We start from the raw sequence: 20,531 nt of genomic DNA on the forward strand, positions 1-20,531 counted from the left end.
AAAATCCAAGCGCTTTACTGGGATAAATAATCTCTCAGTTTAAATTGCTTTGGAATTTTGAGTTGACTCACGCCAACTTCAACAACTCAGCGCCTTCTGCAATCTGATCGCCCGGCGCATACAGCAGCTCTTTCACTTCACCGTCTTTGGGCGCCACGATGGTGTGCTCCATCTTCATGGCTTCCATCACAGCCAAGCTTTGGCCGGCCTTGACCTTGTCGCCTACCTTGACAGCAAAGGACACCACCTTGCCTGGCATGGGCGCGGTTAAGCCGCCCTTTTCATCTTGCGCGCCTTCGGCGTGCGCCAAGGGGTTGATTAAGCGGATGCGGCTTGCGCCGTGCGCGGCAAACACGTGCGCCAGTTCTGCGGGTTGGCCGGGTTTGCCCAACTGCATGACCACTTGGCTGATGACGCGTTGGCCTTGCCATGTGACGTTGAGGGCTGTCGATTTTGTATGCGATGCATTGCCCGCAACAGAAAACTCAAACGCATCCGCATCGCTTTGCACGCCAGGCCCTGCTGCATCGCCCCATGTGAGGTACATGCTGCCACCGTGTGCGTAGCGCAACCAAGCGACATGGTTCTCGCCAGCAAACTCCAAAGGAAAACGTCGATTAGTTTCAGCATGCGACTGCCAGCCATCGCTCTTGCTAAAGGGGTCATTGCCTTGTTGTGAATTTTCTTGGTGCAGCGTGTGCGCCACCACGGCGGCTGCGGCCACATTCAAGCCAAGCTTTTCTTGGTTGAACAACGCATCGGCTTCGCGCGGAATAAGTGCAGTGTCTAAGCGTGCTTCAGCAAAAGAAGCGCTGCTGACCACATGCCTTAAAAACTGCACATTGGTCGACAAGCCCACCACTTGCGTTTGCGCCAAGGCTTGATCGAGCAAAGCCAAGGCTTGCTCACGCGTGTCGCCATGCACAATGAGCTTGGCCACCATGGAGTCGTAATAAGGGCTGATGGTGTCGCCTTGACGCACGCCATCGTCAAAGCGCACGGTGCCGCGTTCGAAGGCAGTGTGGACTGGCTTTTGATACACCTGCAAATGGCCTGTGGCGGGCAAGAAATTGTTGTCGGGCGTTTCGGCGCAGATGCGCGCTTCAATGGCGTGGCCTGTGAGTTTGATTTCATCTTGCTTGAGCGGCAAGGGCTGGCCACTGGCCACGCGCAACTGCCACTCCACCAAATCCAAACCCGTCACAGCTTCGGTCACTGGATGCTCCACTTGCAAGCGGGTGTTCATCTCCATGAAGAAGAAGTTCATGTCGACTTGGCCAGTCGATTTGTTGTCGCGCTGCTCCACAATGAATTCAACCGTACCCGCGCCTACGTAGTTCACAGCGCGCGCCGCCGCCACTGCGGCCTCACCCATTTGTTGGCGCAGTGCTTCAGACAAGCCGGGTGCAGGCGCTTCTTCCAATACTTTTTGGTGACGGCGTTGTACCGAGCAATCGCGCTCCATCAGATAAACGCAGTTGCCTTGCGTATCGCCAAACACTTGAATTTCAATGTGGCGGGGGCGCTGCACATATTTTTCAATGAGCACGGCTTGATCGCCAAAACTGTTTTGCGCTTCGCGTTGGCACGAGGCCAAGGCGTCTGCAAAGTCTTCTGATTTTTCTACTGCGCGCATGCCTTTGCCACCACCGCCTGCGCTGGCCTTGATCAACACGGGATAGCCAATGCGATCGGCTTCGCGCTTTAACAAGTCGGGGTTTTGATCGGCACCGTGATAGCCCGGCACCAAAGGCACGCCGGCTTTTTCCATCAGTTGTTTGGACTCGGCTTTGAGGCCCATGGCCTGAATGGCCGATGCGGGTGGGCCGATGAACACCAAGCCTGCTTTGGCACACGCTTCGGCAAAGGCTTCGTTCTCGCTCAAGAAACCATAGCCAGGGTGAATGGCCTGGGCACCTGTAGCCTTGGCCGCTTCAATGATGGCCTCCCAGCGCAAGTAGCTGTCTTTGGGGGCAGAGCCACCCACATGGATGGCTTCGTCGCAAGCGGCCACGTGCTTGGCATGGGCGTCTGCATCGGAATAAACCGCCACGGTTTGAATGCCCATGCGTTTAGCTGTGGCGGCTACACGGCATGCAATTTCGCCGCGGTTAGCTATGAGGATTTTTTTGAACATGTTCAGCCTGGCTATTTAATCTTTAAATTCTGATGTGTCGTTCGATGCCATGAAGGCTTACTGCGCCTGCGTCCACTGCGCGGGTCGCTTTTGCAAGAAGGACTGCAAGCCTTCTTTGCCTTCATCACTGGCCCGAATGTCGGCAATGCGCCTTGCGGTTTCTTGGCGCAAAGCTTCGTTGATGGGTTGGTCGGTTACGTCTTGCACCAAGCGTTTGCAGGCGCGCAAAGCTTGCGGGCCATTGCCACACAGGGTGGTGACGATCTCGGCCACTTTGGCATCCAAATTGTCGGGCGTGCACAGTTCATGCACCATGCCCATGGCCTGCGCCTGCGCTGCAGAAAATCTTTCGGCAGTGACCATGTATCGCTTGGAGGCTTGCGCCCCCATGGCGCGCACCACATACGGGCTGATGGTGCCGGGCAACAAACCCAGGCGCGCCTCAGACAAACAAAAAGTCACGTTGTCGGATGCAATCAGTACATCGCACACCGAGGCCAAGCCCATGCCGCCCGCATAGCAATCGCCTTGCACGCGGCCCACGATGGGCACAGGACATTGGTCAATCGTCCACAACATGTCGGCCAGTTTTTGGGCATCGGCGCGGTTTTCTTCCCAGCTGTAACCCGACATGGCGCGCATCCAATTTAAATCGGCGCCTGCGCAAAAGGCTTTGCCATGGGCACCCAACACAATGGCGCGCAGGTCTGTGTCTTGTCCCAATTGTTGGAAGGCTTCAGTCAGTTCGGCAATGACCGCATCGTTGAACGCGTTGCGCACATCGGGGCGGTTCAGCCACACCTCGGCCACCCATTTGGAGGGGCGGCGGATGTCTAGTGTTGGCGCAGTGCTTGTCATGGTTTATCTCTCTTGATCGAATAATTCACGTGATTTAAACGCGCAACATCACATGCGGAACAAACCAAACTTAGTGTCTTCAATGGGTGCATTCAACGAAGCAGACAAGCCCAATGCCAATACACGGCGTGTATCGGCCGGGTCAATGATGCCGTCGTCCCACAAACGCGCCGTGGCGTAGTAAGGGTGCGACTGACTGCCAAACTGATCCAAGATGGGCTGCTTGAACACCGCTTCTTCTTCGGCACTCCACGTACCGCCGCGCGCTTCAATGCCATCGCGCTTGACGGTGGCCAACACGCCAGCCGCTTGCTCGCCGCCCATGACGCAAATGCGCGCGTTGGGCCACAGCCACAAGAAGCGAGGGCTGAACGCGCGGCCGCACATGCCATAGTTGCCAGCACCAAAGCTGCCGCCAATGATGATGGTGAATTTAGGCACCTTGGCTGTGGCCACTGCGGTGACCATCTTGGCGCCGTTGCGCGCAATGCCTTCGTTTTCGTATTTGCGACCCACCATAAAGCCGGTGATGTTTTGCAAAAAAACCAAGGGCACTTTGCGTTGGCAGCACAACTCAATAAAGTGCGCACCCTTGAGCGCCGACTCTGAAAACAAAATGCCATTGTTGGCAATGATGCCCACCGGCATGCCTTCAATGTGCGCAAAGCCGCACACCAAGGTAGGCCCAAAGCGCGCCTTGAATTCTGCAAACTCGCTGCCGTCCACAATGCGTGCAATGATTTCGCGCACATCGAAAGGCTTGCGGCTGTCTGCCGGAATGACGCCATAAATTTCTTGGCTGTCATACAAAGGCGGGGCTGGTTCGCGCAGTTGCAATTCGATGTTTTTCTTTCTGTTGAGCGAGCCCACAGCTTGACGCGCCAATGCAAGTGCATGCGCATCGTTTTGCGCCAGATGATCGGCCACGCCCGACAAGCGGGTGTGCACATCGCCACCGCCCAAGTCTTCGGCACTGACCACTTCGCCGGTGGCGGCTTTGACCAAAGGTGGGCCACCCAAAAAGATGGTGCCTTGGTTTTTGACAATGATGGCTTCGTCGCTCATGGCGGGCACATAAGCGCCACCTGCCGTACAGCTGCCCATGACCACCGCAATTTGCGGAATGCCCAAGGCGCTCATGTTGGCTTGGTTGTAAAAGATGCGGCCAAAGTGATCGCGGTCGGGAAACACTTCGTCTTGGTTGGGCAGGTTGGCACCGCCCGAGTCGACCAAATAAATACACGGCAAGTTGTTTTGCTGCGCCACTTCTTGCGCACGCAAATGTTTCTTGACGGTCATGGGGTAGTAGGTGCCGCCCTTGACGGTGGCGTCGTTGCACACAATCATGCAGTCGACGCCATTGACGCGGCCAATGCCTGCAATCATGCCGGCGCAGGGTGCGTCTTCGATGCCGTCTTTGTTGAGGTACATGGCGTGCGCAGCCAAAGGTGCCAATTCCAAAAATGGTGTGCCTGGGTCCAACAACATTTGCACGCGTTCGCGCGGGGGCAACTTGCCACGGGCCACGTGTTTGGCACGGGCTTTTTCGCCACCACCGGCGGCAGACTTTTGAAGCTGCACGCGAAGGTCGTCTACGGCGGCCTGCAAGGCTGCAGCGTTGGCCAAGAAATCCGCTGAGCGGCTGTTGAGCTGGGTTTGAAGCACCGACATGTTTGAAATCTCCTGATGCGCAAGGATAGACCTAGGCCGCCATTTAAGGGAGACTCAGAGGTTGCAAATTGCGCCAAAAATAACGCAAAATAGGTCATGCGCCCTACCCCCGCCAAAAGACCCCCTGTTGCCGCCACGCCAATGGCCTTTGTTCAAGCCATGCTGAGGGCTTATGCAGCCCAAGAAAAAAGCCCCAACAAGGCTTTGGAGTTTGCACAAATTACGCCAGTGCAAGCCAAAAAACTCAATACGCGCATCACTGCCATGCAGATGGAGCGCATCTCTAGTTTTGCCATGCACGAACTCAATGACGAGTCTTTGGGATGCCTAAGCCGTCCATTGCCTTGGGGCACCTATGGTATGTTGGTGCGTGCGTCTTTAACCTCGCCCACCCTGGGTGTGGCCCTCAAACGCTGGTGTCGACATCACAGCCTGATGTCCGATGACATTGAACTGTCGGTACAAGAGCGCGATGGCAAAGCGCACATTCGTTTGCGCGAACTGAAAGACTTAGGCGAGCAACGTGAGTTTGGCGTGCTGTCCATTTTGCGCAATTTGTATGGGGTGGCTTGTTGGCTCATTGACTCGCGCATCACGCTGGAGCAGGTGCGCTTTGCGTTTGAAGCGCCGGCGCATAGTGCGATGTACCCCCTGATGTTTCAGGGGCCGGTGCAGTTTGGCAATTCAAAATGGGATGGTGCCCTGTCAAAAGATCAGCCTGCGACTGAAGAGGCGTTTTGTATTTCTGAATTGGTCATGAACGCCAGTTACTTGAACCTGCCCCTGCGCCGAGACGAAGCCGCCTTGCAACGCATGCTAGAAACTGCGCTCACTTTGACAGTGATGCAATACCGCAAAGACCGATTGTTGCTGACACAAGTGAAACAAACTTTGGCCATGCACCCGCAAGACACTCACAGCGCAGAAGACCTCGCACCGCTTTTGAATTTGTCGCCCCGCAGTCTTCACAGGCAACTCAAAGAAGAAGGCACCAGCCTGCAGGTTTTAAAAGACGAAGTGCGACGCGAACGCGCCATTGAGTTGCTACAAAGAACTCGCAAGCCCATCAAGCAGGTGGCCGAAAGCGCCGGTTTTCAGAATGAAAAAAGTTTCATTCGGGCCTTCAAACAATGGACAGGTCAAACGCCAGCGGCTTTTCGGGATGTGCGCCAAAGCTCGGGCAAAGCGCCCATGTGAGGGAACAATTGCGAAGCACCGGCCGCCATCAAGGCTGAGGCCATGTGTGGCTCTGGACACAAAGCCCACACCGTTGCGCCTGCCGCCACGCCCGCCTGCACACCGGTGGTGCTGTCTTCAATGACCAAGCAGTGCGCAGGGTCGCGTTCTAAGTGGGCGGCCGCAGCCAAGTACACATCGGGGGCGGGTTTGGTGCGCGGCATTTCATGGCCACTGAAAATGCGGCCTTCAAAGTGCGGCATCAAATCGACATGGGCCAATTGCATTTCTACTTTGAAGCGGTCGGCACCCGATGCACAGGCAATGGCACCCTGGGTAATTTCATAAGCTGCTGCCACCGCTGCGTGGGCGCCAGGCATCACGGTTAAGTTGGCAGCCAAGGCATCGTTCCGCCTTAGCCTGAAAGCGTGCAACCACTCTTCGGTTAAAGGCAAACCGGTTTTGGCTTCGATGGTGTCTTTGTGATCTTTAACGGCCTTGCCCACAAAGAACTTGAAACATTCTTCGGGCGACATGACCCAGCCACGCTCTTCCAGCATGTCCCGCAACACGCCATTGGTGATGGGCTCGCTGTCGACCAGCACGCCATCGCAATCAAATAAAACCGCCTGAAAATTCATACGCCAATGTTAACCGCATCAAACGGCATTGACATAACGCCACTGTCCGTCTTCGCACACAAAACGGCTGCGCTCGTGCAAGCGATTGGCTCTGCCGCCCACCCTGACGCGCGCTACAAATTCAACTTCGGCTGTTTCTTGGCCGTCTTGTAGGCCCGTGCTGACAAAGTCTTTGATGTCTAGGCCCAACCACTTAGCGCCCACCTCAAACTCAACACTGCTGGGCATGAAGGCTTCTTGCCAAGTGTGTTTTAAATAGGCTTCGTTTTCTAAAACAAAGGCGGTGTAGCGGGAACGCATCAAATGCAAAGCATCGGGTGGCAACTGCCCTTGCTCGATGAATCGGCCACAACAATGGACATAACTTGCTTCAGCACTCTTGCCCTTGAGCGCAGTGGGCGAGCCACCGCAAGGGCACACAGTAGGCGCAGGCAGTGTCAAGCCAACGCCCTTTGAATGATGATCTTTTGCACGTCGCTGGTGCCTTCGTAAATTTGGCACACTCGCACATCGCGGTAAATTCTTTCCACCGGAAAGTCGCTGACCACGCCATAGCCGCCCAAGGTTTGAATGGCGGCACTACAAATTTTTTCGGCGGTTTCGCTGGCAAACAACTTGGCCATGGCGGCTTCTTTCAGGCAGGGCAAGTTGGCATCGCGCAAGCTGGCGGCGTGCCACATGAGTTGGCGTGCGGCTTCCAGCTGGGTGGCGCACTCGGCCAATCTAAAGCCCACCGCTTGGTGGTTGAAGATGGCAGTACCAAAGCTTTCGCGCTGCTTGGCATACTCAATGGCCACTTCCAATGCGCTGCGCGCCATGCCAATACTTTGTGCAGCAATGCCAATGCGGCCGCCTTCCAAAGCAGACAAAGCAATTTTGTAGCCTTCGCCCTCTTGGCCAATCAAATTCTCAACGGGCACTTCGCAGTTTTCAAAATTGATTTGTGCTGTGTCTGAAGAGTGCTGGCCCAACTTGTCTTCCAAGCGAGCCACTTGATAGCCCGGTGTGGCGGTGGGCACAATGAAAGCGCTCATGCCTTTTTTGCCAGCGCCTTTGTCGGTCACAGCAATCACAATGGCCACGTCGCCGTGCTTGCCACTGGTAATGAATTGCTTCACGCCATTGATCACATACGCATCACCTTTGCGCGTGGCCGTGGTGCGCAAGGCAGAAGCGTCCGAGCCCACATGCGGCTCAGTCAAACAGAACGCACCCAATAATTCACCTTGGGCCAAACGCGTCAGCCACTTTTGTTGTTGGGCGTCGTTGCCGTAGCGCATGAGGATGGCGTTGACAGGGCAGTTGGTCACGCTGATGGTGGTGCTTACACCGCCATCGCCCGCTGCAATTTCTTCCAACACCAAACCCAACGTGAGGTAATCTAAATTGGCGCCGCCCAATGACTCGGGCACGCAAATGCCATAAGCGCCCAATGCCGCCAAACCTTTGTGCGCCGCTTTGGGAAATTCATGGGACTTGTCCCACGCAGGCGCGTTGGGCCAAAGTTCTTCTTTGGCAAATGTGCGCACTGCGTCGCGAATCATTTCTTGGTCGGGCGACAGAATCATGGCGTTCTCTTAGATGTTGGCTAACAAATTCACTTACACAATTTCGAGGGCCACGGCCGTGCCTTCGCCGCCGCCAATGCACAAAGTGGCCAATCCTTTTTTCAGGCCGCGCGCCTTGAGTGCATGAATGAGCGTCACCATAATGCGAGCACCCGACGCGCCAATGGGGTGACCCAAGGCACAAGCGCCGCCATTCACATTGACCTTGTCGTGCGGCACGTTGAGCTCTTTCATGAGGGCCATCGGCACTACGGCAAAGGCTTCGTTCACTTCCCACAAATCGACATCGCCTACTTGCCATCCTGCTTTGGCCAAAGCTTTTTGGGTTGCACCTACTGGCGCTGTTGCAAACCATTCGGGTTCTTGAGCGTGTGTAGCGTGGCTCACAATGCGTGCCAAGGGTTTGCAGCCCAATTTGTCGGCAGTGCTTTGACGCATCATGACCAAAGCGGCTGCACCGTCATTGATGGAAGAGCTAGAAGCCGCCGTGATGGTGCCGTCTTTTTTGAACGCAGGCTTGAGCGAGGTGATTTTGTCGAGCTTCACTTTGCCAGGGCCTTCGTCAATGCTGACCACGGTTTCACCATTGCGAGACTTGACGGTGACAGGGGTAATTTCTGCTTGGAAAGCGCCAGAGGTCGTAGCAGCTTTTGCGCGCTCCACACTGGCTGTGGCAAAGGCGTCTTGCTCGGCCCGCGTGAAGCTGTACTTGGCAGCGCAGTCTTCGCCAAAGGTGCCCATCGAGCGACCGGCTTCGTAGGCGTCTTCCAAACCATCGAGCATCATGTGATCGTAAATTTTGTCGTGGCCCATGCGATAGCCACCGCGACCTTTGAGCATGAGGTAAGGCGCGTTGGTCATGCTTTCCATGCCGCCCGCCACCAACACATCGTGTGAACCAGCCAACAACATGTCGTGCGCAAACATGGCGGCACGCATACCCGAACCACACATCTTGGACATGGTGACAGCGCCAGCGCTCTTGGGCAAGCCGCCCTTAAAGCCAGCTTGCCGTGCAGGCGCTTGGCCTTGACCCGCCATCAAACAATTGCCAAACAATACTTCTGTGACCAACTCAGCGCTGAACTTGGAACCATTGGCAGCACGCTCAACAGCGGCCTTGATGGCGGCGCCGCCCAAATCGTGTGCGGACAAGGCAGCAAAGTCGCCTTGGAAACTGCCCATCGGTGTGCGGGCTGCGCTAACAATGACGACGGGGTCGTGGGATGTGGTCATTTGAAATACTCCTGAATGTTAAAAATTTAAATTGCTTTATTCGCCGCGTGGATAACGCTTGAAGGCCCGTCGAAACACATCGACCACTTCATTGGCATTGGTCATGGTGACGTCCATGTCTTTGACCAAGCCATCGTTCAGGCCATAGACCCAGCCATGCACCGCCACTTTTTGGCCACGGCTCCAAGCGTCTTGCATGACGTTGGACAAAGCCACGTTACCCACTTGCTCGATGACATTCATCTCGCACATGGCGTCTTCTAATTGCTGCTGCGGCAAATGATTCAAACGCTGACGGTGACGCAAACGCACGTCTTGAACATGGCGCAGCCAGTTGTCGGCCAAGCCAATGCGCGAGCCCCGCGTCGCGGCCAACACACCACCACAACCGTAGTGGCCCACCACCATGATGTGCTCTACTTTGAGAGCATCGACGGCATATTGAATGACCGACAGCGCATTCAAGTCGGAGTGCACCACCACGTTGGCCACATTGCGATGGACAAACACTTCGCCAGGCTCAAGGCCGGTGATTTGGTTGGCAGGTACACGGCTGTCGGAGCAACCAATCCACAAATATTTGGGCGACTGCTGCTGCGCCAAATGGTTGAAGAAACCGGGCTGCTCGCGCTCCATACGCTGAGCCCATGCACGGTTGTTGTCGAAGAGATGAGAGAGGTGTTTTGAAGTCATGCCTGCATTGTCTCAATGTTTGAAAAACTCTGAAAAATCTTCAGCACGTTTCCGCAAACAATTCACGGCCAATCAGCATGCGGCGAATTTCGCTGGTGCCCGCGCCAATTTCGTACAACTTGGCATCGCGCCACAAGCGGCCCAAGGGGTACTCGTTGATGTAACCGTTGCCGCCAAAAATTTGCACGCCCTCGCCCGCCATCCAAGTGGCTTTTTCGGCACACCACAAAATAACACTGGCGCAGTCTTTGCGCACTTGACGTACGTGGTCGGTGCCCAGCATGTCGAGGTTTTTGCCGACGGTGTAGCAGAAGGCGCGGCCCGCTTGCAACACGGTGTACATATCGGCCACTTTGCCCTGAATGAGTTGAAACTCACCAATGCTTTGACCAAACTGTTTGCGATCGTGAATGTACGGAATGACGTTGTCCATCACCGACTGCATGATGCCCAAGGGGCCCGCCGCCAACACCGCACGCTCGTAATCCAAACCGCTCATGAGCACTTTGGCGCCCATGTTGAGGCCGCCCAAAATATTTTCGGCGGGCACTTCGACGTTTTGAAATACCAACTCGCCAGTGTGGCTGCCGCGCATGCCCAGTTTGTCGAGCTTCTGCGCCACCGAGAAGCCCTTCATGTTTTTCTCAATCAAGAAAGCCGTCACGCCGCGCGCGCCCATCTCGGGTTCGGTTTTGGCATAGACCACCAAGGTGTCGGCATCGGGGCCGTTGGTAATCCACATCTTGTTGCCATTGAGCAAGTAGTAGCCGCCTTTGTCTTCGGCTTTGAGCTTCATGCTAATGACGTCAGAGCCAGCGCCGGGCTCGCTCATGGCCAGCGCACCGACGTGCTCACCGGTAATGAGTTTGGGCAAGTACTTTTGCTTTTGCGCTTCAGAGCCATTGCGCTTAATTTGATTGACACACAAATTGCTGTGCGCGCCATACGACAAGCCCACGCTGGCCGATGCGCGAGAAATTTCTTCCATGGCAATCATGTGTGCCAGATAGCCCATGTTGGCGCCGCCATAGACTTCGGGCACTGTGATGCCAAGCACGCCGATTTCGCCCATCTTGCGCCACAGGTCCATCGGAAACTGATCGCTGTGGTCTATTTCTGCAGCGCGAGGGGCAATTTCGGCTTGCGCAAAATCGCGCACGGCGTCGCGCAGGGCATCGATGTCTTCACCCAATTGGAAATTCAGGCCGGGCATGTTCATGGGGTTTTCTCCAAAAATTTTTGATTCAATATGTTTGGGCCACAGGCACCAAGGTTTGCTGCATCACAGCGCACAAAGTTGACTGGCCTAGCGCGTCTAGGTGAAACACTTCGGCGGTGGTCACAACAATTCGCTTGCCGCCCTTCACCACTTTGCCCACCGCACGCAATTCGCCTTGTTGCTTGCTACTTAAAAAATTAATTTTGTATTCGACGGTGGTGACTTCCATGCCTTCTGGCAATACGGTTAGCGCGGCATAGCCACCTGCAATGTCGGCCAACGCCCCCATGGCGCCGCCATGAAAGCCGCCTTGTTGTTGCGTCACTTTGTCGCCATAGGGCAAAGCAATTTCTACCTCGCCTGCGACAACCCTGAGCAGTTTGGCGTCTAAATGGTTCATCATGCCTTGGCGAGCAAAGCTGGCGGCCACTCTTTGGGCAACGGGTGTCGATAAATCCAAGCTCATGCTGCCACCTTTTTGTTGGCTGGTTTTTCAACGCGCGACAACAAATTGCGCGCTTCTTTTTCGTGGGTTTTGACTTCTTCTAAAGTGGCATGCAGGTCAGACAATTGAGATTCCAACTGACGACGATGCTCGGCCAACACTATCAAGAATTTTTTGAGCTGAGGCCCCGTGTCGCGGGGGCTGTCATACATGTCAATCAGCTCTTTGCCTTCTTTGAGCGACAAACCCAAACGCTTGGCACGCAATGTCAGCTTGAGGCGCGTGCGGTCACGGGCTGAATAAATTCGGTTGCGACCCCCAGGACCTGATCGCTCTGGCTCTAGAAGACCCATGTCTTCGTAAAAGCGAATGGCTCTGGTGGTGAGGTCAAACTCTTTGGCCAGGTCACTGATTGAATATTGATTTGCCATGCTAGTTCCCAATTGCACACAGGCGACAGAAGGTCATTACGCTGCGTTTTACAATGCCATCAATATAATTGACGTTAACGTAAACGTCAATTATGCAAGATTCCGCCCCCGTTGGGCAAAAACAGGTTCCCCATTTCATGACTTCAGCCTCTGCCCCAGCCGTCACGACGCCCGTCTCACCCGCACCGGCCGGCGAAAAAGCGCTGAGCTTTCCATTGGGTGACGCCTTACCCGCATTGGGCGAGGCCTTGGAAGTGGCGCCCGGCATTTTGTGGATTCGGATGCAACTGCCTTTTGCGTTGGACCACATCAACTTGTGGCTGCTAGAGGATTCTGAAGAAACCCCAACAGGTGTGCGCAAAGGCTGGACCGCCGTCGATTGCGGTGTGACCAACCCCGGCACGCAGGCAGCGTGGGAACAAGTGTTTGCTGGCCCCATGAAAGGGCTGCCTATCTTGCGCGTGCTGGTCACGCACATGCACCCCGACCACATGGGCTTGGCGCATTGGTTGTGCGACAAATTCAAAGCGCCCCTGCTGATCAGCGCCACAGAATACCAATCGGCCACCATGTCTTCACATGGCACCTCTAATTTTGGCGGTGTGGGCACACAACAATTCTTTTCCGCCAACGGTTGGAACAATCCTGAAGACCAAGCCAAGGTGAACGAGCGGGTTTTTTATTACAGCAAGATGGTGCCCGCTGTGCCCGAGACTTACCGCCGCTTGATGGACGGCCAGCTTGTCAAAATTGGTCAGAACACTTGGCGCTGTATCAGTGGGTTTGGCCACTCGCCAGAGCACATCGCGCTGTACAGCGAAGAAGCCAAGGTACTTATCAGCGGCGACATGGTCTTGCCGAAAATTTCGACCAACGTGAGCGTGTACACCCAAGAGCCAGAAGCCAATTCGCTGACGCTGTTTTTGAACTCTTTGAAGAAGTTTGCCGATTTGCCCGCCGACACCTTGGTCATGCCCTCGCACGGCCGCGTGTTTCGCGGCCTGCACACGCGCATTGCACAATTGGTACAACATCACGAAGAGCGCTTGGTCGATGTGCAGGAAGCGTGTAGAGAAAAACCAAGCAGCGCCTACGACATGCTGAGCGTTATTTTCAAAAGACCTTTGGACTTTCATCAAACCACATTCGCCATGGGCGAATCGGTCGCCCATTTGCATGCGCTATGGCACGCCGGCAAGATGAAACGCTTTCAAGACGACCAAGGTGTTTGGCGGTTTCAAACCATTTGATGGCGCAGGCCTAGCGTCTCAAATTCAGCCTCAAATCGACCGTCAAATTGAACGTGACATTGAACTTCAGGCCCAGTTCGCCAAATTCTCTTTTTGCAATTCTTTGCGACGCGCCATGTGATCGGGCAGGATGCTGGCCACCACTTTCCAAAATGCAGGGCTGTGATTCATCTCGTGCAAATGCGCTAGCTCATGCACCACCACATAGTCAATGGCATCGGGCTTAAGGTGAATGAGGCGCCAGTTCAAACGAATGGCGCCATCCACACGCGCACTGCCCCAACGTGAACCGGCGTTGGACAAACTCAAACGGCGCCACTGCACGCCCATTAGCGGCGCATAAAAATTCAGGCGGCTTTCAAACAGCACTTTGGCTTCACGCATTAGCCATGCTTGCACCGCATCTCTGATTTGGGAGGGCTCTGCGTTGTGGGGCAAGGCCAGCAACAACTCGCGTTGATCGTTCAATTCGCTGCGGCCGTTTTCTGGGCTAAGGTGTAAATGAATAGGGGCGCCCAAATAATCTAAGCTGGCACCCTCGCGCCATTCAATTTGTCGAATATTTTTCTGGCGCTCTTGCATCTCCGCCCATTTGCGCAGCACCCACTCGCCGCGCTCTTGCAGGCCCAACTCCACTTCTTTGATGGTGACCCATTTGGGCGCGCGCACCTCTAAGCCGTCGGGCCCCACCACAAAGCCAATAGAACGGCGGCGAACTCGCTGAAACAAATAAGCCACATGCATGCCTTCCAGCACAGTTTCGCGATTGGCGCGGGGATGCACCAAGGGTCGATGCGATGAAGCCAAAGGCATGCGGCCAGCACCAGACGCAGGCGACGCTACGCTGATGAAGGGCGAGACTGTGACATTTGAATTGGATGCTGGAGAGGAACTCGGCGTCGATGGTGAAATAGTTTGCCGAAGAGATGGCGTCGCTGGCGGCGGGCTTAAGAAATCAAAAACAAGTTGAAGCGGATTTCGCATCGGGTGTTTCTAATTAGGACTTTGAATTGACTTCTAGGCTTGCAACTTGAGAGGCTGCTGAATAAGCCTCGGGATCCAAGCGCAGCATCTCCGCCTCAATCCAAGTTTCTACTTCTTGCATCAACTCTTCGGGTTGACGGCCTTCACTAGAAATGGCCTTGCCAATAGAGATGTCCACAATGCCTGGCTTCTTGATGAAAGCTTTGGTGGGCCAGCATTTGGCGGAGGTGACGGCAATTGGGATGACCGGCACGCCCGCTTCAATGGCCAAACGTGTGCCGCCTGTTTTGTAGACGCCCTTTTGGCCGCGTGGAATTCGTGTGCCTTCAGGAAACATGATGACCCAAACACCTTGCTCCATCAAACGCTTACCCTGCGTGACCACCTTGGTAAAGGCCTGCGCGCGCTGGCTGCGGTCAATGTGAATCATGTCCAAACGACCCATGGCCCAACCAAAGAATGGCACGCTCAACAATTCTTTTTTGAACACATAAGCCAAGGGGTGCGGCATGATGGCCGGCATCAAAAAAGTTTCCCATGTCGATTGGTGCTTGACCAACAAAATGACGGGATCTTTTTCGCCCAAGGGCAAATTTTCCATGCCCGTGATTCTGTTTTCAATGCCCAATATCAATGTGCCGCTGTTGATGGCGTTGCGCAGCCAAGCCGCACACCACCAATACAAACGGTTGCTGCTTATAAACACGGAAGCCACCACCACCACCAGGGCCCAAGGAATGACCGTGACCGTCATCCAAATCATGTGAAGCAGCGATCGAATGAAGTTCATACAGCGAGATCCACCGTTTTTTTCAGTAGCGCATCGACAAATGCGTTGAGGTCTAAATGCATATGCGTGCCCGCTGGAAATGTGGGTGGCAAGCCACTGCCGCGCAGACTTTCAGAATTACCCGTCAAGACCAAATGCGGCGCGCAACCTGCGGCCACTGCGGCCTGCATGTCGCGCAGGCTGTCGCCCACAAAGGGCACGCCTTTGATGTCTACGCCAAAGCGATCGGCCACTTGCTCTAACAAACCAGGCAAAGGTTTTCTGCAAGTGCAGGTGTCTTCGGGGGTGTGCGGGCAATAAAAAATAGCATCGATACGGCCACCCACTGCGGCCAATTGTTTCATCATGCGTTTGTGAATGGCGTTGAGCGATGCCACATCGATCAAACCACGACCCAAGCCCGATTGGTTGGTGGCCAAAATGACGTGATAGCCCGCATGATTCAAACGGCCCACTGCTTCTAACGCGCCCGGCAATGCCTGCCACTCTTCAGGCGATTTGATGTACTCATCACTGTCGTGATTGAGGGTGCCATCGCGATCGAGTATGACGAGCTTCATAAATACTTAAGAAGCCAAGCGCGACAAATCGGCCACACGGTTCATGGCCACATGCAAGCACTTGAGCAAGCCTTGGCGGTTTAAACGCACGTCCATTTCTTCTGCATTGACCATCACGTCGTCAAAGAACGCATCGACGGGCGAGCGCAAGGCCGCCAAGGTTTGCAATGAGCCGGTGTAGTCACCCGCTTTGAACAAGGCTTCAGACTCGGGCAACAATCGTTGCATCACTTCGTATAAAGCTTGTTCGGCATTTTCTTTAAGAAGCGCAGAATTGACATGCGCATCTACTTCATCGGCCTTCTTCAAAATGTTGCCGATACGCTTATTGGCTGCGGCCAATGCGGGGCTTTCGGGCAAGGCCGCAAAGGCACGTACAGCGGCCAACAGCTTAGGCACTTGGCCCAAGCGTGCCGGATGCAATGCCAACACAGCATCGACCTCTTGGGCACTATAACCTTGCTCGCGCAGTGCGCCAGCCAAGCGGTCAAACAAGAATGTGGGCAGGGCTTCTGAAGGGTCTGTAATTTTGTCGCCAAACACAGGCACCGCCATGGCCAGCAATTGACGCCAATCGAGCGCCAAATCTTTTTCCATGAGCATGCGAATGACGCCCAATGCGTGACGACGCAGTGCAAACGGATCTTTGTCGCCGCTTGGCAAGTTGCCAATGCCAAACATGCCCACCAAAGTTTCTAGCTTATCGGCCAAGGCCACGACCAAGCCCACGTTGTTGCGAGGCAATTCGTCACCGGCAAAGCGGGGGCGGTAGTGGTCTTCAATGGCGTCGGCAATGTCGTTGGATAAACCATCGTGGCGCGCATAGTAGCCACCCATGATGCCCTGCAACTCAGGGAACTCGCCCACCATGTCGGTGAGCAAATCGGTTTTGGCCAACTGAGCGGCCGTGTCGGCAGCTTGCGCTAACGCATCACCCCCCAGAGCTTGACCCAAGGCCTTGGCGATGCCGCGCACACGCGTCATGCGCTCGCCTTGCGTGCCCAGTTTGTTGTGGTACACAACTTTGTTCAGACCTTCGACACGCGATGCCAAAGTTTTCTTCCGGTCTTGGTCGAAGAAGAATTTGGCATCGGCCAAACGTGGACGTACCACGCGCTCGTTGCCACCAATGACAGCGCTGGCGTCTAATGGCGAAATATTGCTAACCACCAAAAACTGGTGCGTGAGCTTGCCTTCTGCCGTCAGCAGCGGAAAGTATTTTTGGTTGGCCTTCATGGTCAGGATCAAACATTCCTGAGGCACTTCCAAAAACTGTTTTTCAAATTCGCAAGTGAGCACATTGGGGCGCTCGACCAAGGCGGTCACTTCATCAAGCAAAGCATCGTCGTCAATGGCCTTGGCACCACCGCCTACTTTGGCGGCTGCAGCGTTGAGTTGCTTCACAATTTCTGCGCGGCGCTCGGCAAAGCTGGCAATGACAGCACCATCGCGCGCCAATGTGGCGGCATAGCTGTCGGCGTCTTGAATGACGACGGGCGATACACTGGCTTCAAAGCGATGGCCATGCGTTTGCTGACCGGCCTTAAGGCCCAATGTTTTGACAGGCACCACATCTTTGCCATGTAAAGCCACCAAGCCGTGGGCTGGGCGCACAAAGTTGACGCTGGTCCAGCCTGGCAATTCGCAGTCGGTTTCCAATTGGTACGTCATGACCTTGGGGATGGGCAATTTAGCCAGGGCTTCGTCTAAGGCTTTTTGCAAACCTTGTAACAAGCTAGCACCCTTGGCCACGCTGTCGTAAAACAAAGCTTCAGCTTTGCCATCGGGCGCGCGCTTCAAAGAAGCCACAAGCGCTGCGGGATTGCTGACGTCGGCACCCAGAGCTTGCAGCTTCTTCAACAAAGCAGGTGAAGCATTGCCGCTGGCATCGAGGCCCACCGCAACAGGCATCAGCTTTTGCTGGATGCCTTTGTCGGCAGCTTGTGCGGCCACTTGCGTGACGTGCGCGGCCAATCGGCGTGGCGAGGCATACGCAGTGACTACCGATTGCGCATTGGCCAGGCCTGCATCGCGCAGTTGCTCGAACAACACGTTGGCAAAGGATTCGCCCAATTTCTTGAGTGCCTTGGGTGGCAACTCTTCAACAAACAATTCAACGAGAAGGTTTTGATGTGTCATTTGGATGCTTACCTTCAGGCTGCTTTTTTGCTCAAGGCATTGAGCTGTTCGACCCACTCGCGTGGCGCCATAGGGAAGCCCAAACGCTCGCGGCTTTCGAAATAACTTTGCGCCACAGCGCGTGCCAAATTGCGAATGCGGCCAATGTAGGCGGCACGCTCAGTGACGCTGATGGCGCCACGTGCGTCTAGTAAGTTGAAAGTGTGCGCGCCTTTAAGCACTTGCTCGTAAGCGGGCAAAGCCAGTTGTGCACCAATCAAATGTTGCGCTTGTTTTTCATAAGCAGAAAACGCGGTGAACAAGAACTCGGCATCGGAGTGTTCAAAGTTGTAAGTGGACTGCTCCACTTCGTTTTGGTGATACACATCGCCATAGCTGAGGGTGTCGGTCCACTTCAAGTTGTAGACATTGTCGACGCCTTGCAAGTACATGGCCAAGCGCTCGAGGCCATAAGTAATTTCGCCAGTGATGGGTTTGCAGTCGATGCCTCCCACTTGTTGGAAGTATGTGAACTGCGTCACTTCCATGCCATTGAGCCAAACCTCCCAACCCAAACCCCAAGCACCCAAGGTTGGATTTTCCCAATCGTCTTCGACAAAACGAATGTCGTTCTTTTTGAGATCGAAACCCAAAGCTTCAAGTGAGCCCAAATACAAATCCAAAATATTAGAAGGCGCAGGCTTCAGCACCACTTGGTATTGGTAATAGTGCTGCAAGCGATTGGGGTTCTCGCCGTAGCGGCCGTCTTTAGGACGGCGGCTGGGTTGCACATACGCTGCCTTCCATGGCTCGGGGCCAATGGCGCGCAAAAAAGTGGCGGTGTGCGAAGTGCCTGCACCCACTTCCATGTCATAGGGCTGCAACAGCGCGCAGCCTTGTGCGTCCCAGTAGGACTGCAATTTCAAAATAATTTGTTGGAAGGTCAACATGGCTTCAAAATGAGAACGCCCCCGAACAGCGGCGGCAACCCTTGATTTTAAAGCGCCCGAGCGCCTGAGCGACGAGAAATAAAGCCCAAAACCAGAACAATTGCAGCGCAAAGGATCCAAAGCGGTGCCAATCCCCAACGCGAGGTCCATTGGGCGTAGGGTGTGAGCCCCTTCCGGCCTTCAAACTCTACGACCAAAGCACCGCGCGTGAAGGCTGGCAAGACCGCCTTGACCTGGGCTTTGTGATCAACCCACCCCGTTGCCCCCGTGTTGGTGGCCCGAATGACAGGCCTTTGAAATTCAAGGGCGCGAATGCGTGAAATGGCCAAGTGTTGGGGCAACGCGGTGCTGTCGCCAAACCACGCCAAGTTGCTCATGTTGACCAAGACTGTGGGTGCGGCTGCGGCGTCTGAAAAATACTGTGCCATTTCTTCGCCAAATAAGTCTTCATAGCAAATTTGCGGCAGCAAGCGCTGACCTTGCCAATGCAGCGCCGAAGGTGGCGGGCGGTCATGACCAAAGTCGCCCAAAGGGATGTTCATCATGCGCACAAACCACTGGAAAAAAGGCGGTACGAATTCACCGAAAGGCACGAGGTGCTGCTTGTCGTAGCGATACAGCCAATTTTGAAATGCTGCATCAGCAACCGATGACGGGCCATTCTTCAGACTGGTATGCGGGTCGTTCTGAGAACCGTTGTGCGGGCCAATGGCAACTGCAGAGTTGCTATAACCTATGCCGCCCCCTCCCAAAGGCAAGCCAAGCAACGTCAACTGAGGCTTCATTGAAGCAACTGGAGGCGCAAACTTGTCCTGCAGCGGCTGCCAATAACTGCGCGGCAATTGCTGTGGCAAAACAGGCATGGCCGTTTCGGGTGTCACCACCAAACTTTCTGTGCTTTCTAACAACTGCTGCCGGTACCAATCAATGGCCAACTTCACGCCTTGGCCTGGAATGAATTTTTCGTCTTGAGGAATATTGCCCTGCAACAAGCGCACTGACATGCGCCCCGCCGCATCCGAAAATGAAGTGCCAGAAGTTTCAAGCGCCCAAGGTATGACGGCCCCTACGCCCACGACAGACAACGCCAACCATCGCCACGCGTGGGTTCGTTGCGCCATGAACATGGCCACCGCAATAGGCAAGGCCATCGCCACAAAAGCAGACACTGCGCCTACGCCATACACGCCCACCCAGGGCAAATAAATGGCCAGCCAACTGTCGGTGTGCGCATAGCCCCCAGCACCCCATGGAAATCCTGTCATTAGCTGGCCTCTGCACAACTCAGCCAAGGTCCACAAAGCGGCAAACAAACTGCTGCCCACCAAACCTTGACGGAGCACATCCCAGGTCAAACCGCTTGCTTGGTTGGCATAGCGCGCTTCATTGTTTCTGTCGCTCAATATCCAGCGCCTATAAAGAGCGACCCACAGGCCACCCGCAGCGGCAAAGTAAATGGACAAGGCCATGGCCAAGAGCAAAACGGCAAGTGCAGAAAGCCAAGACGGCAGGCCGCCGTAACGGTGCATAGAGATGTACATCCAGCCCCACGTAGCGGCCATGGCGCTGGTTGCAAAGAGGCCCGACAACCAAAATGCTTTGAGCCACAAACGTTTTTGCGGCCCGTCGCTAGCGGCCAAACGCAGCAGCAAAGTGGCCAGCACAGCCGTGCTCAGGCACTGCAAAACACCAGAAGCCGTTCCAGAAATTAAAAGCGCATCACCGCCTAAAAAAGCGGGCCAAGCCATAGAGAAACCATGCAGCACGCCCGCCAAAATGGACACGAGCCATGGCCACATGGTCA

The 20,531-nt window shown here is 54.9% G+C and carries 19 protein-coding genes; 2 read left to right on the top strand and 17 right to left on the bottom strand.

The features are described from left to right. Positions 1-67: 67 nt before the first annotated feature. From AMM03_RS06175 to AMM03_RS06185, 3 genes are read right to left on the bottom strand one after another with little or no spacing between them, the layout of a single operon-like run. Entirely contained in the window at positions 68-2,137 is a 2,070-nt protein-coding gene (locus AMM03_RS06175; protein ID WP_090129619.1) for an acetyl-CoA carboxylase biotin carboxylase subunit, read from the bottom strand. Between the two features lie 57 nt (positions 2,138-2,194). Beyond that, positions 2,195-2,995, bottom strand: coding sequence for an enoyl-CoA hydratase/isomerase family protein (locus AMM03_RS06180; protein ID WP_090129620.1), 801 nt, complete (start codon positions 2,993-2,995; stop codon positions 2,195-2,197). 48 nt (positions 2,996-3,043) lie between these two features. Next, positions 3,044-4,666: a carboxyl transferase domain-containing protein gene (locus tag AMM03_RS06185; RefSeq protein WP_090129622.1), complete on the bottom strand. Its 1,623-nt coding sequence runs from the start codon at positions 4,664-4,666 to the stop codon at positions 3,044-3,046. Positions 4,667-4,762: 96 nt separating this feature from the next. Between AMM03_RS06185 and AMM03_RS06190 the strand changes: the two genes are divergently transcribed. Beyond that, positions 4,763-5,863, top strand: coding sequence for an AraC family transcriptional regulator (locus tag AMM03_RS06190; protein WP_228764590.1), 1,101 nt, complete (start codon positions 4,763-4,765; stop codon positions 5,861-5,863). Here the strand turns inward: AMM03_RS06190 and AMM03_RS06195 are convergent. From AMM03_RS06195 to AMM03_RS06230, 8 genes are read right to left on the bottom strand one after another with little or no spacing between them, the layout of a single operon-like run. Next, positions 5,806-6,483, bottom strand: a complete 678-nt coding sequence (locus tag AMM03_RS06195) for an HAD family hydrolase (RefSeq protein WP_090129624.1) — start codon at positions 6,481-6,483, stop codon at positions 5,806-5,808. The two genes, AMM03_RS06190 and AMM03_RS06195, sit on opposite strands and share 58 nt — an antisense overlap. An 18-nt stretch (positions 6,484-6,501) precedes the next feature. Beyond that, the gene (locus AMM03_RS06200; protein WP_090129626.1) at positions 6,502-6,924 is read right to left on the bottom strand and encodes a YchJ family protein; all 423 of its coding nucleotides are present in this window, start codon (positions 6,922-6,924) and stop codon (positions 6,502-6,504) included. Further along, complete coding sequence (locus AMM03_RS06205; protein ID WP_090129628.1) at positions 6,921-8,051, bottom strand: acyl-CoA dehydrogenase family protein; 1,131 nt, start codon at positions 8,049-8,051, stop codon at positions 6,921-6,923. Before AMM03_RS06205 ends, AMM03_RS06200 begins: the two co-directional genes overlap by 4 nt. Positions 8,052-8,084: 33 nt before the next feature. After that, positions 8,085-9,287: an acetyl-CoA C-acyltransferase gene (locus AMM03_RS06210; protein ID WP_090129630.1), complete on the bottom strand. Its 1,203-nt coding sequence runs from the start codon at positions 9,285-9,287 to the stop codon at positions 8,085-8,087. A gap of 36 nt (positions 9,288-9,323) precedes the next feature. After that, positions 9,324-9,980: a carbonate dehydratase gene (can, locus tag AMM03_RS06215; RefSeq protein ID WP_090129632.1), complete on the bottom strand. Its 657-nt coding sequence runs from the start codon at positions 9,978-9,980 to the stop codon at positions 9,324-9,326. Between the two features lie 40 nt (positions 9,981-10,020). Further along, the gene (locus AMM03_RS06220; RefSeq protein WP_090129634.1) at positions 10,021-11,199 is read right to left on the bottom strand and encodes an isovaleryl-CoA dehydrogenase; all 1,179 of its coding nucleotides are present in this window, start codon (positions 11,197-11,199) and stop codon (positions 10,021-10,023) included. Positions 11,200-11,224: 25 nt separating this feature from the next. Next, positions 11,225-11,665, bottom strand: a complete 441-nt coding sequence (locus AMM03_RS06225; RefSeq protein ID WP_228764591.1) for a PaaI family thioesterase — start codon at positions 11,663-11,665, stop codon at positions 11,225-11,227. Further along, positions 11,662-12,075 carry a MerR family transcriptional regulator gene (locus tag AMM03_RS06230; protein ID WP_090129636.1) on the bottom strand — a complete coding sequence of 138 codons (414 nt, stop codon included), beginning with the start codon at positions 12,073-12,075 and terminating at the stop codon, positions 11,662-11,664. The genes AMM03_RS06225 and AMM03_RS06230 overlap by 4 nt, the downstream gene beginning before the upstream one ends. A 137-nt stretch (positions 12,076-12,212) precedes the next feature. Between AMM03_RS06230 and AMM03_RS06235 the strand changes: the two genes are divergently transcribed. Beyond that, positions 12,213-13,325, top strand: coding sequence for an MBL fold metallo-hydrolase (locus tag AMM03_RS06235; RefSeq protein ID WP_090130671.1), 1,113 nt, complete (start codon positions 12,213-12,215; stop codon positions 13,323-13,325). Positions 13,326-13,391: 66 nt separating this feature from the next. On the opposite strand, the gene AMM03_RS06240 is transcribed toward AMM03_RS06235, so the two are convergent. Genes AMM03_RS06240 through lnt form a run of 6 tightly spaced genes read right to left on the bottom strand, consistent with a single transcriptional unit; the run spans position 13,392 to position 20,526 of the window. Then, positions 13,392-14,309, bottom strand: coding sequence for a M48 family metallopeptidase (locus tag AMM03_RS06240; protein WP_090129638.1), 918 nt, complete (start codon positions 14,307-14,309; stop codon positions 13,392-13,394). A 13-nt stretch (positions 14,310-14,322) separates the two neighbouring features. Continuing rightward, positions 14,323-15,099: a lysophospholipid acyltransferase family protein gene (locus AMM03_RS06245; protein ID WP_090129640.1), complete on the bottom strand. Its 777-nt coding sequence runs from the start codon at positions 15,097-15,099 to the stop codon at positions 14,323-14,325. Further along, positions 15,096-15,659, bottom strand: coding sequence for a D-glycero-beta-D-manno-heptose 1,7-bisphosphate 7-phosphatase (gene gmhB / locus AMM03_RS06250; RefSeq protein ID WP_090129643.1), 564 nt, complete (start codon positions 15,657-15,659; stop codon positions 15,096-15,098). Before gmhB ends, AMM03_RS06245 begins: the two co-directional genes overlap by 4 nt. Positions 15,660-15,665: 6 nt before the next feature. Next, complete coding sequence (gene glyS / locus AMM03_RS06255; protein WP_090129645.1) at positions 15,666-17,798, bottom strand: glycine--tRNA ligase subunit beta; 2,133 nt, start codon at positions 17,796-17,798, stop codon at positions 15,666-15,668. 14 nt (positions 17,799-17,812) lie between these two features. Next, entirely contained in the window at positions 17,813-18,727 is a 915-nt protein-coding gene (glyQ, locus tag AMM03_RS06260; RefSeq protein ID WP_055359217.1) for a glycine--tRNA ligase subunit alpha, read from the bottom strand. A 47-nt stretch (positions 18,728-18,774) separates the two neighbouring features. Continuing rightward, the gene (gene lnt, locus AMM03_RS06265; RefSeq protein WP_228764592.1) at positions 18,775-20,526 is read right to left on the bottom strand and encodes an apolipoprotein N-acyltransferase; all 1,752 of its coding nucleotides are present in this window, start codon (positions 20,524-20,526) and stop codon (positions 18,775-18,777) included. Between the last annotated feature and the right edge of the window lie 5 nt (positions 20,527-20,531).

This window comes from Limnohabitans sp. Rim11, from assembly GCF_001269365.1.
In the GTDB taxonomy this organism is placed as follows: Bacteria; Pseudomonadota; Gammaproteobacteria; order Burkholderiales; family Burkholderiaceae_C; genus Limnohabitans_A.

Coding starts and splice junctions, on each gene's coding strand:
- AMM03_RS06220 (WP_090129634.1), bottom strand. CDS start 11,199: ATGAACATGCCCGGCCTGAATTTCCAATTGGGTGAAGACATCGATGCC.
- glyQ (WP_055359217.1), bottom strand. CDS start 18,727: ATGTTGACCTTCCAACAAATTATTTTGAAATTGCAGTCCTACTGGGAC.
- AMM03_RS06190 (WP_228764590.1), top strand. CDS start 4,763: ATGCGCCCTACCCCCGCCAAAAGACCCCCTGTTGCCGCCACGCCAATG.
- AMM03_RS06230 (WP_090129636.1), bottom strand. CDS start 12,075: ATGGCAAATCAATATTCAATCAGTGACCTGGCCAAAGAGTTTGACCTC.
- AMM03_RS06240 (WP_090129638.1), bottom strand. CDS start 14,309: ATGCGAAATCCGCTTCAACTTGTTTTTGATTTCTTAAGCCCGCCGCCA.
- AMM03_RS06195 (WP_090129624.1), bottom strand. CDS start 6,483: ATGAATTTTCAGGCGGTTTTATTTGATTGCGATGGCGTGCTGGTCGAC.
- AMM03_RS06245 (WP_090129640.1), bottom strand. CDS start 15,099: ATGAACTTCATTCGATCGCTGCTTCACATGATTTGGATGACGGTCACG.
- gmhB (WP_090129643.1), bottom strand. CDS start 15,659: ATGAAGCTCGTCATACTCGATCGCGATGGCACCCTCAATCACGACAGT.
- AMM03_RS06235 (WP_090130671.1), top strand. CDS start 12,213: ATGACTTCAGCCTCTGCCCCAGCCGTCACGACGCCCGTCTCACCCGCA.
- AMM03_RS06225 (WP_228764591.1), bottom strand. CDS start 11,665: ATGAGCTTGGATTTATCGACACCCGTTGCCCAAAGAGTGGCCGCCAGC.
- AMM03_RS06175 (WP_090129619.1), bottom strand. CDS start 2,137: ATGTTCAAAAAAATCCTCATAGCTAACCGCGGCGAAATTGCATGCCGT.
- AMM03_RS06180 (WP_090129620.1), bottom strand. CDS start 2,995: ATGACAAGCACTGCGCCAACACTAGACATCCGCCGCCCCTCCAAATGG.
- can (WP_090129632.1), bottom strand. CDS start 9,980: ATGACTTCAAAACACCTCTCTCATCTCTTCGACAACAACCGTGCATGG.
- lnt (WP_228764592.1), bottom strand. CDS start 20,526: ATGTGGCCATGGCTCGTGTCCATTTTGGCGGGCGTGCTGCATGGTTTC.
- AMM03_RS06205 (WP_090129628.1), bottom strand. CDS start 8,051: ATGATTCTGTCGCCCGACCAAGAAATGATTCGCGACGCAGTGCGCACA.
- AMM03_RS06185 (WP_090129622.1), bottom strand. CDS start 4,666: ATGTCGGTGCTTCAAACCCAGCTCAACAGCCGCTCAGCGGATTTCTTG.
- glyS (WP_090129645.1), bottom strand. CDS start 17,798: ATGACACATCAAAACCTTCTCGTTGAATTGTTTGTTGAAGAGTTGCCA.
- AMM03_RS06210 (WP_090129630.1), bottom strand. CDS start 9,287: ATGACCACATCCCACGACCCCGTCGTCATTGTTAGCGCAGCCCGCACA.